Genomic DNA, 14514 nt, shown 5'->3' with positions numbered 1-14514 from the left:
TAATACACCGTACGCAACGCACGACCAGCCCTACCAAGGGCGTTGTGCCTCACTGTGGCAGGAGGGACGGGGCCTCAGCGGCTCCGTATGGATGGACGTGAAGCGATACTTCCGTGGGCCGGTCATGTGGATCGTGCTGGCCGTCCTCGCCGTGGTCGTGTTGATGCAGGTCGTCGGCTCGTCCGGCGGCTACAAGACGGTGGACACCGGTCAGGTCGTCAAGGCGATCGCTGACAACAAGGTGAAGTCCGCCGAGCTGACGACCGGTGACGAGAACAAGATCAAGGTCGAGTTGTCGGGCTCCAACAAGGTTGAGGGCTCCAACAAGATCCAGGCGAGCTACATCGGCGACCAGGGCGTCGACGTGGCCAAGAACCTGCAGGCCAAGTACCAGACCGGCGAGATCAAGGACGGCTACACCGTCTCCCCGGAGAAGCAGAGCCCGTTCGTCGGCCTGCTGATCACGCTGCTCCCCTTCATTCTGCTTCCCATCGTCTTCCTGTTCCTGATGAATCAGATGCAGGGCGGCGGCTCCCGGGTGATGAACTTCGGGAAGTCGAAGGCGAAGCTGATCACCAAGGACACCCCCAAGACGACCTTCAAGGACGTGGCGGGGTCGGACGAGGCGGTCGAGGAACTCCACGAGATCAAGGAGTTCCTCCAGGAGCCGGCGAAGTTCCAGGCCGTCGGTGCCAAAATCCCCAAGGGCGTGCTGCTGTACGGCCCGCCCGGAACGGGCAAGACGCTGCTGGCGCGTGCCGTCGCCGGTGAGGCGGGCGTCCCGTTCTACTCGATCTCCGGCTCCGACTTCGTCGAGATGTTCGTGGGTGTCGGTGCCTCCCGGGTCCGTGACCTCTTCGAGCAGGCCAAGGCGAACGCCCCGGCGATCGTCTTCGTCGACGAGATCGACGCCGTCGGCCGGCACCGCGGTGCGGGCCTGGGCGGTGGCCACGACGAGCGTGAGCAGACCCTCAACCAGCTGCTGGTCGAGATGGACGGCTTCGACGTCAAGGGCGGTGTGATCCTGATCGCCGCCACGAACCGTCCGGACATCCTCGACCCGGCGCTGCTGCGCCCCGGCCGTTTCGACCGGCAGATCGCCGTCGACCGTCCGGACCTGCAGGGCCGTCTGGAGATCCTCAAGGTCCACCAGAAGGGCAAGCCGGTCGCGCCGGACGTCGACCTCTCGGCCGTCGCCAAGCGCACCCCCGGCTTCACCGGTGCCGATCTGTCGAACGTCCTCAACGAGGCCGCGCTGCTGACGGCCCGGAGCGACGAGAAGCTGATCAACAACCACTTCCTGGACGAGGCGATCGACCGCGTCGTGGCCGGACCGCAGAAGCGGACCCGGATCATGTCCGAGAAGGAGAAGAAGATCACCGCGTACCACGAGGGCGGACACGCCCTGGTCGCGGCGGCCTCCCCGAACTCCGACCCGGTCCACAAGATCACGATCCTGTCCCGCGGCCGGGCCCTGGGCTACACCATGGTCCTGCCCGACGAGGACAAGTACTCCACCACCCGCAACGAGATGCTCGACCAGCTGGCGTACATGCTGGGCGGCCGCGCGGCGGAGGAGCTGGTCTTCCACGACCCGACCACGGGTGCCGCGAACGACATCGAGAAGGCCACCGCCACGGCCCGCGCGATGGTCACGCAGTACGGCATGACCGAGCGGCTCGGCGCGATCAAGTTCGGCACCGACAACTCCGAGCCCTTCCTGGGCCGTGAGATGGGTCACCAGCGCGACTACTCGGAAGAGGTCGCCGCGCTGGTCGACGAGGAGGTCAAGAGCCTCATCGAGACCGCGCACAACGAGGCGTGGGAGATCCTGGTCGAGAACCGCGACGTGCTCGACAACCTCGTGCTGACGCTCCTGGAGAAGGAGACGCTCGGCAAGGAGGAGATCGCCGAGCTGTTCAAGCACGTGGTCAAGCGCCCGGCCCGCCCGGCGTGGACCGGCTCGTCGCGCCGTACGCCCTCCAGCCGCCCGCCGGTGCTGTCGCCGAAGGAGCTGGCCCCGGCCAACGGCTCGGTGACCACCACCGCCACCGTCTCCACGGAGAAGGCGGAGGCACCCGAGGAGCAGCGGCCCGAGAGCTGATCCCGGCGGCCCTCCGGGGCCCTGGAATAGATGCCGCGCCACCCCGGTTTAGTCTGGGGGGCGCGGCATTCCGCGTTTCCACCGCGATTCGAGCGGGCGCAGAAGGAACGAGGCACCACATGACGGACCCTGTGACGCTGGACGTCGGCGGCAAGATCGGCACGTTCGACGAGAAGCGCGCCGAGAACGCCGTACGCGAACTCCTCATCGCGGTGGGCGAGGACCCGGACCGCGAGGGACTGCTGGAGACGCCGGCACGGGTGGCACGGGCGTACAGGGAGATTCTCGCCGGACTCTGGCAGAAGCCGGAGGAGGTGCTGACGACCACGTTCGATCTGGGGCACGACGAGATGGTCCTGGTGAAGGACATCGAGATCGTGAGCCTCTGTGAGCATCACCTCCTGCCCTTCCATGGAGTGGCCCATGTCGGCTACATCCCGGCGGACTCCGGAAAGATCACAGGTCTGTCGAAGCTCGCCCGCTTGGTGGACGTCTATGCCCGCAGGCCCCAGGTTCAGGAGCGGTTGACCACGCAGATCGCCGATTCGCTGATGAGCATCCTCGAAGCCCGGGGCGCCATCGTGGTGGTAGAGGCGGAGCACATGTGTATGTCCGTGCGCGGCATTCGCAAGCCTGGTGCGAAGACGACGACCTCTGCGGTGCGGGGTCAGCTCAGGGACGCCTCCACTCGTGCAGAGGCGATGAGCCTGATAATGGCCCGCTAGTTCCGGTCCCGCGCCGAGCGCGCCCAGCTGTCAGTGGTCTCTTGTACTTTCTGTGACGAGTCGTTCACAGGCTAGGGGTGGCGGTATGGGCAACGGCGGGTTGCCGAGCAGGCAGACCGTGAACGCCGTAGGGGGGCGCAAGCGGGCAAAGGACGTCGGGGTGGGGGACCGGCTCTGGACGGTGGTCGGCAGGCAGACGGTGTGCACGGTCGTTACCGGGGTGGCGACCGTGAAGTCGCGGAGCCTGGTCGATGTCACCACGGACAAGGCGGCGTTCACCGCAGATGCGAGCCTGCTGCTCTCAAGCCCTGACGGTTGGGTGCATGCCGCCGAGGCCATGGATACCGTCGTGGAGTGGACGCCCGCCCGGAAGCTGTGCCGGGAGCGGCTTTCCCTCCGTCCCGGCTATCACTTCGGCTACCTGATCGGAGCCACGTGCGCTGACGGCACGGTGGGCTCGACCTACGTCTCGCTGGTGGTGAACGACGAGGCGTTCGCCGACAAGTACGCCGAAGCCCTGGAAAGCGCGACGGGGCTGGTGGTCCGTGTCCAGCCGGTGACCCGGCCGTCGGGCTACCTCGGGCGGGACGTCCCGGGCTTCCGGGTCCGGCCTGTGTGCTCATATTTGGCGGATGCGCTGCGGCAGTACGTGGGCGGGGACGCTCATCACTTGCGGCAGCGATTTCCGCGCGTGGTGCTGCGCGACATCGAGACATTCGAGGGTTTCCTCGACGGGTACGCAGAGGGCGACGGCACACGGTTACGGAGTATGCGGGGACGGGTGCTGGTCAGCGCGAACATCCCGTTTCTGGCCGAGCTGGCGAAGATCATTGGAGCCCGGTTCACGCCGCGTGCGGACGGCCGTACCTCCCAGCTGATCGTGGCGGACAGCTGGCTCAGACGCGGCACCTTTGTGCCCGAGCTCCATCCCGTGGATCTTGTGGAAGCCGAATGGGTCCAGGTCCGTGCGGTGAGGCCACGCCTCGCTGGTGGGACGAAGCCCTTCACGCTCTACAGCTTCCGCCTCGAACCGCACCTGAGCTTCTTGTCCAACGGGCATCTGGTGCGGACCGGCTGGTGATGCCCGGGCCCGGGGCGATGCAGGGACCCGGGCGTCGTGCAGGGCTCGATGGCGCCCGTCAGACCGTGAGGCGGCCGCCCAGCCAGGCCAGGGCGGCGGGGATCTCGCGGCGCCAGGTGTTGAAGTTGTGGCCGCCGCTGTCGAGGATGATCGACGAGACCCGGCTCGGCGACTTCGTCTGCTGGATGAACCGCAGCGTCTGGTCGTAATTCGCCTCGCCCTGCTTGCTGCTGGTGACCAGCAGGTTCACCCGGGGCGCGGGCAGATGCCGCTGACGCCACAGCAGGTTGTTCTCGCGCTCCAGCTGCCGGCTGCCGCCGAAGAGGTCACCGGTCGTGGCGTCGCGCGGGGCCTTGTAGGCGCCGGAGAGGGCGACCGCGCTGGAGTACGCCTCGGGGTGGCGCATGGTCATCTTCAGCGCGCAGTAGCCGCCGGTGGAGTCACCGACGACGCCCCAGCTCTTGGCCTCGCGCCCTATTCGGTAGTGCGCCGAGATATCCGCGCGCAGGTCCTTGGTGAAGAAGGTCTCGGTCTGCGGGCCGTTCGGTATGTCCATGCACTCGGTGTCGCGGGGCGGGGCGACGGTCGGGCGCATCATGACCAGGACGGTCGGCTGCATCTTGCGCTTCTTGAGCAGCTCGTGCTGGGTCTGCGGGAAATGCAGCTTCTTGTAGAGCGCCTGGGCGGTGCCCGGGTAGCCGGTGAGTACCAGGGCCGCCGGGAATTTCTTGTGCGCGTATTTCTTCTGGAAGTACTGCGGCGGCAGATAGACGAACGCGGGGCTGGCGATCTGCGAGTGTTCGCCCTGCACCAGCACCTTGTCGATCCGGCCGCCGGTCTCCGGGCGGGAGCCGTTGCGTACGCTCACCCGCTCGGTGCCCAGCATCCGCAGCTCGGTGCCGTGCGGTCCGGTCTTGTAATCGGTGACCACGCCCGGCTCCTGTTCCTGGCCGAACAGGTCGGCCCAGGACGCGTAGAACCCGAAGGAATTGTTGGCGTAGAGACCGATCACGGCGAAGAGGGTGATCTGCGTCGCCATCAGGAGGCCGATACGGCCGAGAACGGCGCGCCAGTTCCCCTTGGAGAGGCGAGGCCAGAGCCAGATCGTGAGGACGAACAGTGCCACCGCGACGAGGACGGCAAGAAGCAGCACTTTCTTGCTGGTGAGACCCATGTGGTGCTTTCTTCCGGGCGGCCGGGCCATCCGTACCGCTGGTGGAACCCCGAGCCCTGAAACGCCGTCATACAGGGCGCAAAAAGTCCAGATGCTGCGACAAGGCTCGCACGTTCTCTCGACCGGGGCGACGGGAAAGTGATGTCTGACAGGCTAGATGGCGAAAATTCGGAGACGGTTGCGTGGCGAACGCCACGCTGGCTCCGCGGCCCGCGGCCCGAAGCGGTGCCGGGGATCGTCGGTACGGCCGGTGTGGTCGTCGGCCTGCTGAACCTGGCCGCGGGGGTCTTCCCGCGCTTCCGGCACAGCCGGATGCACGCCCTGGCCGAGGTGCTGCCGGGCGCGGTGAGCCCGCTGGCGGCCGCCGCCTCCATCGTCGTCGGCATCCTGCTGCTCCTTCTGGCCCACGGACTCAAGCGGCGTAAGCGGCGCGCCTGGGGCGCGGCCGTGGCGCTGCTCCCGGTGGGGATCGCCGCCCAGCTCGTCTACCGCCACTCCGTCTTAGGGGCGGTGCTCTCGCTGGCGCTCCTGGTGTACCTGGTGTGGCACCGGCGGGAGTTCGCGGCGCTGCCCGATCCGCGCAGCCGCTGGAAGGCGCTGGCCAACTTCGTCGTCCTCGGCGGGGTCAGCTTCGGCATCGGCCTGGTCATCGTCAGCTCGCACCCCCACAAGACCATCGGCTCGCCCTCCCTCTGGGCGCGCGCCCAGCACGTCCTGTGGGGCCTGTTCGGCTTCGAGGGCCCGGTCGGCTACACCCACCACGTCGACTACACCGTCGGCTACTCGCTCGGCGCGCTCGGCCTGCTGACCGTCGCCACCACCGCGTACCTCGCCTTCCGCCCGGAGCATCCGGCCGCCCGGCTGACCGACGACGACGAGCGGCAGCTGCGCGGGCTGCTCGACCGGCACGGCGCCCGGGACTCGCTCGGCTACTTCGCGCTGCGCCGCGACAAGGGCGTGGTCTTCTCCCCGACCGGCAAGGCCGCGGTCTGCTACCGGGTGATCTCCGGTGTGATGCTCGCCAGCGGCGACCCGATCGGCGACGTGGAGGCCTGGCCGGGCGCCATCGAGCGCTTCATGGCGGAGGCGAAGGCGCACTCCTGGACCCCGGCGGTCACCGGCTGCAGCGAGACCGGCGGCCAGGTGTGGACCCGGGAGACCGGCATGGACGCGCTGGAGCTCGGCGACGAGGCGATCGTGGACGTCGCCGGCTTCACCCTCAGCGGCCGCGCGATGCGCAACGTCCGGCAGATGGTCAAGCGCATCGAGCGCAACGGCTACCGGACCCAGGTGCGGCGGGTGCGTGATCTGGACCCGGCCGAGCTGGCGCAGATCCAGCAGGCCGCGAACGCCTGGCGGGACACCGACACCGAGCGCGGGTTCTCCATGGCGCTGGGCCGGATCGACGCGCAGGCCGACGGCGACGCGGTGATCGCCACCGCCCATCTGGCCGCGGCCGAGGGCGAGGAGCCCGGCCCGTACGGCGACCTGAAGGCGATGCAGCACTTCGTGCCGTGGGGCGACAGCGGGATCTCGCTGGAGCTGATGCGGCGCGACCGCGGCGCCGACCCGGGGATGAACGAGCTGCTGATCGTCGCCGCGCTGCAGGCCGCCCCGGACCTCGCCGTCAAGCAGGTGTCGCTGAACTTCGCGGTCTTCCGCTCCTCGCTGGAGCGCGGCGAGAAGCTCGGCGCGGGACCGGTCATCCGGGTCTGGCGCGGCATGCTGGTCTTCCTGTCCCGCTGGTACCAGATCGAGTCGCTGTACAAGTTCAACGACAAGTTCCGGCCCCGCTGGGAGCCCCGCTTCGTGGTCTTCCGCAACAGCCGTGACATTCCCCGCATCGGCCTGGCCGCGCTCCAGGCCGAGGGCTACCTGGAGCTGGGCCTGCCGCGCGTACTGCGGCGCAGGAAGACCGCGCCGCCGCGGCCGTGCGCCCATCTGCCGCAGCCGGCCGCCGCGCCGGGGGCGGTCGGGCGGGCCGCCTGACGGGAGCCCGGACGGCCGCCCGGACGGGCCGTCCCCTGCCGCGCGCGGCGGGCCGTGGCCCCTGGCCGGCCGGGGCCGGTTCCCGCATGCGGTGGCGGCAATCCGGCCGGTCGGCACACGGCCTACGCTGGTGCCATGAGTACCTTGCGTGGCCGGGTGGCCGGACTGCCGGACTGGGAACGCTGCGCGGTGATGGGCGTCGTCAATGTGACGCCCGATTCGTTCTCCGACGGCGGTGACTGGTTCGATACCGAACTCGCCGTCAAACACGGTCTCGACCTGGTGGCGCAGGGCGCCGACATGGTGGACGTGGGCGGCGAGTCGACCCGGCCGGGCGCGGCGCGGGTGGACGAGGCCGAGGAACTGCGCCGGGTCGTCCCGGTGGTCCGGGAGCTGGCCGCCGCCGGTGTGGTGGTCTCCGTGGACACCATGCGGGCCTCCGTCGCCCAGCGGGCCGTGGAGGCCGGTGCGCGGCTGGTCAACGACGTCAGCGGGGGCGCGGCCGACCCGGCGATGGTGCCGGCGGTGGCCGCGCACCACGTCCCGTTCGTGGTGATGCACTGGCGCGGCCAGTCCATCGACATGAACAACCGTGCCGTCTACGGGGACGTGGTCGCCGAGGTCGTCGCCGAGCTGGAGCAGAGCATGGAGCGTGCGGTGTCCGGCGGGATCGACCCGGACCGGATCGTGCTCGACCCCGGCCTGGGCTTCGCCAAGGAGGCCGGGCACGACCTCGCGCTGGTCGCCGGGCTGGAGCGGCTGCGCGCGCTGGGCCGTCCGCTGCTGGTGGCCGCTTCGAGGAAACGGTTCCTGGGCAGGGTGCTGGCAGGCGGCGAGCAAGCCGCCGCACCGCCGGCCCGGGAGCGGGATGCCGCGACGGCGGCGGTGTCGGCGATCGTGGCGCGAGAGGGGGCCTGGGCGGTGCGGGTGCACGAGGTCAGGGCGAGCGCGGACGCGGTACGGGTGGCCCGTGCCGTGGAGTGCGCGGCAGGCGGGACGACGGCGGACACGACGGGAACGGTGTGAGCGGCTTGGGCCCGCAGACGGACATCGAGCTGGTCGAGCAGGCGAACACCACCCTGTACGAGACCATCGAGCGCGGCGATCACGAGGCGCTGTCCGGGCTGTGGCTGGACGGCCAGGTGAGCGTGGTCCACCCGGGGTGGCCGGTGTTGCGGGGGCGCGGCGAGGTGCTGCGCTCCTATGCGCTGATCATGGCGAACACCGAGTACATCCAGTTCTTCCTCACGGATGTGGAGATCGACGTCGTCGGCGACACCGCGCTGGTGACCTGCACCGAGAACATCCTCAGCGGCGGGCCCGCCGAGGACGACGGCTCGGTGGGGCCGCTGATCGGCCAGCTGGTCGTGGCGACGAATGTCTTCCGGCGCACGGAGGACGGCTGGCGGGTGTGGTCGCACCACGGCTCACCGGTGCTCGCGGACCGCGAGGACGAGGACGGGGACGACGAGGACGGGGGAGCCGGCGAGGGCGGCGAGGAGGCCCTCTGAGCGCCGTCCGGGAGGCGGCCGCCGGGCCGGGCGGCTCCCGGGCGCGGGCGGGGTGTGAGCCTTGCCATGACCGCCCGCCCTTGTGTCCGGGGCGGCGGCCTGCGCGGCCGTAGGGGCGGACGTCAGCCATCCGGGTGAGGGCGCACCCGTTCGAGCCAAGTGCGGCACGGGTAGGGGTGGGGCGTGGGCAGGGGGGTAAGAGGGCCGCGCGGACGATCTCCCGGCCCGCTGGCCGCTGCCTCACGGGGCGGCATCTAGCAGCAGGACGGGGTCTTGTCCATAGCCCCCGTGGGCGAGGACCGTCGGTGCTCGAAGGTAGATTCGACGGCGGGGAGTGTTGCCGGTCGCTGCCGGCGGCGGCCCGGAATCCGACGAACAGTGGCGCCAGAGGTGCCGTGGACCAGTGGGAGTGATTCGCGTGGATCGTGTCGCGCTGCGTGGGCTGAAGGCCCGGGGCCACCACGGGGTGTTTCCCCGGGAGCGCGAGGAGGGCCAGACCTTCATCGTCGACGTGGTGCTCGGCCTGGACACCCGCAGGGCCGCGGCCAGCGACGATCTCGCGAAGACCGTGCACTACGGCGTCGTGGCCGAGGAGGTGGTGGCCGTCGTGCAGGGTGAGCCGGTCGACCTCATCGAGACCTTGGCCGAGCGCATCGCCGACCAGTGCCTCAAGCACGAGGGCGTGCAGGAGGTGGAGGTGGTGGTGCACAAGCCGGACGCGCCCATCACCGTCCCCTTCGATGACGTGACCATCACCATCACTCGGAGCCGAGTATGAATTCCGCCCGTCAGCCGACCACCGCCCCCGCCGGAGCCGCAGCGCCGCGTCCCGGCCTGGGCGACCCGACCGTGCAGCCGGTGCCCGCCTCCGTGGTGGAGCAGGTGGACGCCGCCGATGTGACGCTCTCCAACCCCAAACGCGCCGTGATCTCCCTCGGCAGCAATCTCGGCAACCGCCTGGAGACCCTCCAGGGCGCCGTCGACGCGCTGGAGGACACCCCCGGTCTGCGGGTCAAGGCGGTCTCCCCGGTCTACGAGACCGTGCCGTGGGGCGTGGACCCCGGCTCCCAGCCGACGTACTTCAACGCCGTGGTGCTGATCAAGACGACGCTGCCGCCGGACTCCCTCCTGGAGCGCGGGCAGGCGATCGAGGAGGCCTTCGAGCGGGTCCGCGACGAGCGCTGGGGCCCGCGCACGATCGACGTCGACATCCTGGCGTACCAGGACGTGGTCTCCGACGCCCCGCGGCTGACGCTGCCGCACCCGCGCGCCCATGAGCGGGCGTTCGTGCTGGTGCCGTGGCACGACATCGACCCGGAGGCCGTGGTCCCCGGGCTCGGCGGGGTGGCCGAGCTGCTGTCCGCGGTCGGCCGCGACGGTGTCGAGCCGCGGGCGGACCTGGAACTGCGGCTGCCGGAGTAGGTGTGAGGGTTGCGGGTGGGCTTCCCGAGGGAGGCATCCGTACGGAACGGACACGGCGGCCGGGACGACAGGAGCGGCCGTGTCGGCAGGGAAGGTCATGACGGTGCGAGGGGCGATCGCTCGGTGAAGCAGCTACACATCAAGGTGCTGGTCGGGCTGTTTCTGGCGGCCGGGGTGCTGGCCTGGGGCGGCGCCCGGCTGTGGGACGCGTTCGGCACCCTGCCCAGCGTTCCCGTCGCCGCCCCGGTCGTGCTGGCGCTGATCGCCGCGATGCTCGCCGCCACCGCGTTCTCCTTCCGGTCGCGGCTGCGCGCGCAGCGCGAGCGCCGGCCGGGCGCCAAGGGCGTCGAACCGCTGGTGGCCGCCCGTGCGGTGATTCTCGGTCAGGCCAGCGCGCTGGTGGCGGCGCTGGTGGCCGGGCTGTACGGCGGAGTCGGTGTCTTTCTGCTGACCGCCGGGCTGGAGGTCGCGCCGCGCCGGGACCAGGCGATCCACGCCGGGCTGTCGGTCCTCGCCGGAGCGGCGGTGGTCGCCGCGGCGATCTTCCTGGAGCGGGTGTGCAAGCTGCCCGACGACGACGGCAACGGGAACGGCGGGGTGGACGCGGCGGTGTGACGCCGGGCCGGGCCGACGCGGCGCCGCGGAGACCGCGAACCGCGGGGGCGGGGCGGGAGAAGACGCACGGCAGCGGGGGTACGGGCCCGCTCCCGAGGACGTCGGCCTCTTCAGAATGCGAAGGACCGGTGGAGAAGTAACCAGCGTGAAACGGATCGGTGTGCGTGGCCCCATAAGTCCCGCACGCACGGTAAGTTTCTGGCCATGCCACGAGGACGCCACCGCCAATCCCCACCCCTCCACCGGCTGCTTCCTCCCTCGGCGGTCGCCGGTGCGTCAATCGCCTGCGCCGCGGGCGCGTGGTGTGTCGGCGACGATCTGGTGCAACGGGTGCTCGCCGCGGGCGCCGCGGCCGCCGCACTGACCGGCGCCGTCCTTCTGCGGACCTGGGACCGTAACGCCGGCCGCCGGGTCGCCGAACTCACCCGCGCCCGGGTGCGCGACGAGTGGCGCACCGAGGAGCGGATCGCCGAGCTGGAGACGGATGTCGAGGAGGCCCGCGAGATCCGGGCCGGCCTGGAGACCAAACTCCGCGCCAAGCGCGCCGAGTTGGCCCGGCTGCGCAGCGAACACGCCGCACTGCTCCGCCGTTACGCCACCGCCGAGACCGAACGGGCCAGTGCCCTGGAGGGCCGCCGGCTGCTCGCCATCGAGGCGGCCCCGGCCAAGGCCCTGCCCGCCGCCGGTCTTCCACGGCTCGTCAACTCCCCCCTCCGGCTCTCGACTTCGTCCGCGCAGGGGGACGCCGCCCATCCCTCGGAGCCGCTCGTTCCGGGCCGCCGCGAGCCCGCCACCTACGCGCAGGCCGACCAGGCGCTGCGCCGGCTGGCCCGCAACGCCGCCCGGCAGCGCGCCGCCCAGCAGGCGCGCGCGCCGAAGGGCGGCGCCGAGGACCTCACCCCTTCCGGACCGCCCGCCCGCCGCGGCGACCGGGCCGGCCGGGACGGTGCGCAGGGCCGCGGGAAGGCCCCGGCGGCAGCCGCGCAGCGTACGGACGGGACCGGCCCCGCCGGTAAGGCCACCGCCGCCGGGCCCGCCGGTAAGGCCACCGCCGCCGGGCCCGCGCTCCGGCCGGTGCCCGCCACCGCCTCCGCCGTCACCCCGTCCCGGCCCGCCACGTCCCGTGCGACGGGTGGTTTCGACTTCTTCGGCAACGCGGCCGACTCGGACTCCGGTCCCCGGCAGCTGACCGGGCCGATGGAGGAGGACCTGGCGGACGTCGTCGGGGACGAGGCCGTCGCCGAGCACTCGGCCCGTACCCAGCCGTCCGCGGAGTCCGCCGAGGCCGACGCCCGGCCGTCCGGGCAGGACGAGCCGTCGGGACCGGACGAGCGGAACGGGCAGACGGACGGGGAGACGACCACCGGCAGCGGTGAGGTCATCGACCTGACCGCGCACGACGAGACCGAGCAGTTCGAGATCGGCGCACTGCGCACCGCCATCTCCTGATCCGGCCGGACAGCCGATCGGCCCCGGAGTTCTCCTGAACTCCGGGGCCGATCCGCGTTCCGGGCCGGGCGGGCCCGTTGTCCACAGGGTGTGGAGGAGCCGCCGCGCGCCGTGCGCCGCGGGACGGTACGCCGACGGGGCTCAGGGCCCCGACCGCACCCGCCTCCGCCTACTTGTCGATGTCGCCGACGACGAAGAACAGCGAGCCCAGGATCGCCACCATGTCGGCGACCAGCGTGCCCGGCAGCAGCTCCACCAGGGCCTGGATGTTGTTGAACGACGCCGAGCGCAGCTTGAGGCGGTAGGGCGTCTTCTCGCCCTTGGAGACGAGGTAGTAGCCGTTGATGCCGAGGGGGTTCTCGGTCCAGGCGTAGGTCGCGCCCTCGGGGGCCTTCAGGACCTTGGGGAGCCGCTGGTTGACCGGCCCCGGCGGCAGTTCGGCGAGCCTGTCCAGACAGGCGTCGGCCAGGGCGAGCGCGTTGTGGCTCTGTGCCAGCAGGCACTCGAAGCGGGCCAGGCAGTCGCCCTCCTGCCGGGTGACCACATCGAGCGTGGACCCCAGCTCCCCGTACGCCAGGTACGGCTCGTCGCGCCGCAGGTCGAAGTCGACACCGGAGGCGCGGGCGATCGGCCCGGACACCCCGTACGCGTGCACCGTCTCCGGCGCGAGGACACCGACCCCGCGGGTACGGCCGCGGAAGATCTCGTTGCCCAGGACCAGGTCGTCGTAGACGCCCATCCGGGAGCGCACATCGGCCACCGCCTGCCGCGTCCGGCCCAGCCAGCCGGCCGGCAGGTCCTCCTTGAGGCCGCCGACGCGGTTGAACATGTAGTGCATCCGGCCGCCGGAGATCTCCTCCATGACGGTCTGGAGCTCCTCCCGCTCCCGGAAGGCGTGGAAGACGGGGGTGATCCCGCCCAGCTCCAGGGGGTACGAGCCGAGGAACATCAGGTGGTTCAGCACCCGGTTCAGCTCGGCCAGCAGGGTCCGCATCCAGACGGCACGCTCGGGCACCTCCATGCCCAGCATCCGCTCGACGGCCATCACCACGCCCAGCTCGTTGGAGAACGCCGACAGCCAGTCGTGCCGGTTGGCGAGCATGATGATCTGGCGGTAGTCGCGCGCCTCGAAGAGCTTCTCGGCGCCGCGGTGCATATAGCCGATCACCGGCTCGGCGTGCTGGATGCGCTCGCCGTCCAGGACGAGTCGCAGCCGCAGCACGCCGTGCGTCGAGGGATGCTGCGGGCCGATGTTCAGCACCATGTCGGTGCTCTCCGCCGCGCCGCCGATGCCGACCGTCGTCTCCGTCATGGCAACAGTCTCGCAGGCCACCGCCCCACCGGACCCCTGGGCCCTCAGCCGTCCCAGTCCTTGAGCAGGGCCGCGCACGCCCCGCCCACCGGCTCCAGCAGCCAGCCGAAGCCGCCCAGGCCCGCCGGGTCGGTCAGCTCCGCCGCCGCGCCCGCCGCGCCGAGGGCCCGTACGTACCCGGACGGGTCGGTGGCGGCCAGGGAGAGCGGCGGGCGCCGGCCGTCCACCCCCAGGGCGTGCAGCGCCGCCCGCTGGGTCAGCCGCTTCGCCGACGGCCCGGCGCAGGCGTCCAGCGCCACATGCGCCGTGATGTCGCAGCTGCCGTCCGGGACGGGCGCCACCTCGCGGCCGTCGCGGAAGCCGGTGAGCGTGCCGAACGGCGGGCGGCCGCCCCGTTCGTGCACGTAGTCGACGGCGACGGCCAGACCGGCGCGCAGCGTGCCGACGGCCCGAGCCCAGGCCGCGTCCCGGGGGCGGCCGACCTCGGCGCGCAGCCCCGGGCCGCCCCCGGTGGCGCCCGCCGGCGGCGCCCACCAGCGGGCGAGCCACTCCGCGTCCGCGCCGTCCACCGGCTCGCCCAGCCGCTCGGTGCCGTCGGCGCGGACCAGCACCCGGCGCGGCACACCGTCGTCATCCGTCTCGACGACCTCGACCGGCACGTTGTCCAGCCATTCGTTCGCGAACAGCAGCCCGGTGACCGAACCCGGCGCGGGCAGCTCGTCCCGCCACACGATCCGCGGATCGAGGCCCTGGGGGCGCCCGGCGCGCTCCACGGCGTACGGGCGCAGCCGCGCGGACACCTCGGCGGGCAGCGCCGCCAGCACCCCCGTGAGCAGCTCGCCGTGCCCCGCGCCCACATCGACCAGCGCCAGCTCGTCCGGGTGGCCCAGCGCGGCGTCGACGCGGCACAGGAGGCCGGCGACGGCACCCGCGTAGAGCGGGGAGACATGGACGGAGGTGCGGAAGTGGCCCGCCGGGCCGGGGCCGCCGGGCCGGGTGTAGAAGCCGCTCTCCGGGCCGTACAGCGCCCGCTCCGTGGCCTCGCGCCACCCGCACCACTCGTTCGTCATCTGCCCCACGGTACGGGCGGGCACCGGCCCCCGGACGGACGGCACCAGGTGCCTTCCGTCCA

The 14514-nt window shown here is 71.5% G+C and carries 13 protein-coding genes; 10 read left to right on the top strand and 3 right to left on the bottom strand.

The genetic code is table 11. The features are described 5' to 3' along the window. Window positions 1-91: 91 nt before the first annotated feature. The 3 genes from ftsH (at window position 92) to ACGFN2_RS03695 (ending at window position 3910) form a co-directional block, all read left to right on the top strand. Window positions 92-2104, top strand: coding sequence for an ATP-dependent zinc metalloprotease FtsH (ftsH, locus tag ACGFN2_RS03705; protein ID WP_362610615.1), 2013 nt, complete (start codon window positions 92-94; stop codon window positions 2102-2104). Window positions 2105-2223: 119 nt separating this feature from the next. Further along, the gene (gene folE, locus ACGFN2_RS03700; RefSeq protein ID WP_362610613.1) at window positions 2224-2829 is read left to right on the top strand and encodes a GTP cyclohydrolase I FolE; all 606 of its coding nucleotides are present in this window, start codon (window positions 2224-2226) and stop codon (window positions 2827-2829) included. Window positions 2830-2914: 85 nt separating this feature from the next. Continuing rightward, window positions 2915-3910: a hypothetical protein gene (locus ACGFN2_RS03695; protein WP_393357259.1), complete on the top strand. Its 996-nt coding sequence runs from the start codon at window positions 2915-2917 to the stop codon at window positions 3908-3910. 58 nt (window positions 3911-3968) lie between these two features. Here ACGFN2_RS03695 and ACGFN2_RS03690 read toward each other — a convergent pair whose 3' ends face one another. Continuing rightward, complete coding sequence (locus ACGFN2_RS03690; protein WP_362610610.1) at window positions 3969-5084, bottom strand: alpha/beta hydrolase-fold protein; 1116 nt, start codon at window positions 5082-5084, stop codon at window positions 3969-3971. Between the two features lie 141 nt (window positions 5085-5225). On the opposite strand from ACGFN2_RS03690, the gene ACGFN2_RS03685 reads away from it, so the two are divergent. The 7 genes from ACGFN2_RS03685 (at window position 5226) to ACGFN2_RS03655 (ending at window position 12070) form a co-directional block, all read left to right on the top strand. Further along, entirely contained in the window at window positions 5226-7073 is a 1848-nt protein-coding gene (locus ACGFN2_RS03685; RefSeq protein WP_393357257.1) for a phosphatidylglycerol lysyltransferase domain-containing protein, read from the top strand. A 135-nt stretch (window positions 7074-7208) separates the two neighbouring features. Further along, the gene (folP, locus tag ACGFN2_RS03680) at window positions 7209-8099 is read left to right on the top strand and encodes a dihydropteroate synthase (protein ID WP_362610605.1); all 891 of its coding nucleotides are present in this window, start codon (window positions 7209-7211) and stop codon (window positions 8097-8099) included. A 5-nt stretch (window positions 8100-8104) separates the two neighbouring features. Next, window positions 8105-8584, top strand: coding sequence for a nuclear transport factor 2 family protein (locus ACGFN2_RS03675; protein ID WP_362610603.1), 480 nt, complete (start codon window positions 8105-8107; stop codon window positions 8582-8584). 418 nt (window positions 8585-9002) lie between these two features. After that, the gene (gene folB, locus ACGFN2_RS03670; RefSeq protein WP_362610600.1) at window positions 9003-9362 is read left to right on the top strand and encodes a dihydroneopterin aldolase; all 360 of its coding nucleotides are present in this window, start codon (window positions 9003-9005) and stop codon (window positions 9360-9362) included. Further along, the gene (gene folK / locus ACGFN2_RS03665; RefSeq protein WP_393357254.1) at window positions 9359-10006 is read left to right on the top strand and encodes a 2-amino-4-hydroxy-6-hydroxymethyldihydropteridine diphosphokinase; all 648 of its coding nucleotides are present in this window, start codon (window positions 9359-9361) and stop codon (window positions 10004-10006) included. The genes folB and folK overlap by 4 nt, the downstream gene beginning before the upstream one ends. 123 nt (window positions 10007-10129) lie before the next feature. After that, on the top strand, window positions 10130-10621 hold the full coding sequence (locus ACGFN2_RS03660; RefSeq protein WP_362610597.1) for a DUF3180 domain-containing protein: 492 nt from the start codon (window positions 10130-10132) through the stop codon (window positions 10619-10621). Window positions 10622-10825: 204 nt separating this feature from the next. Next, the gene (locus ACGFN2_RS03655) at window positions 10826-12070 is read left to right on the top strand and encodes a hypothetical protein (RefSeq protein ID WP_393357252.1); all 1245 of its coding nucleotides are present in this window, start codon (window positions 10826-10828) and stop codon (window positions 12068-12070) included. 169 nt (window positions 12071-12239) lie between these two features. On the opposite strand, the gene ACGFN2_RS03650 is transcribed toward ACGFN2_RS03655, so the two are convergent. Next, window positions 12240-13382, bottom strand: coding sequence for an NADH-quinone oxidoreductase subunit D (locus ACGFN2_RS03650; RefSeq protein ID WP_362610594.1), 1143 nt, complete (start codon window positions 13380-13382; stop codon window positions 12240-12242). Window positions 13383-13426: 44 nt separating this feature from the next. Beyond that, complete coding sequence (locus ACGFN2_RS03645; RefSeq protein ID WP_393357249.1) at window positions 13427-14452, bottom strand: SAM-dependent methyltransferase; 1026 nt, start codon at window positions 14450-14452, stop codon at window positions 13427-13429. Between the last annotated feature and the right edge of the window lie 62 nt (window positions 14453-14514).

It is taken from the genome of Streptomyces sp. NPDC048612 (assembly GCF_043199295.1).
Lineage (GTDB): Bacteria > Actinomycetota > Actinomycetes > Streptomycetales > Streptomycetaceae > Streptomyces.
Note: the sequence above shows the minus strand (reverse complement) of the source record. Positions and strands in the feature narration are given on the sequence as shown.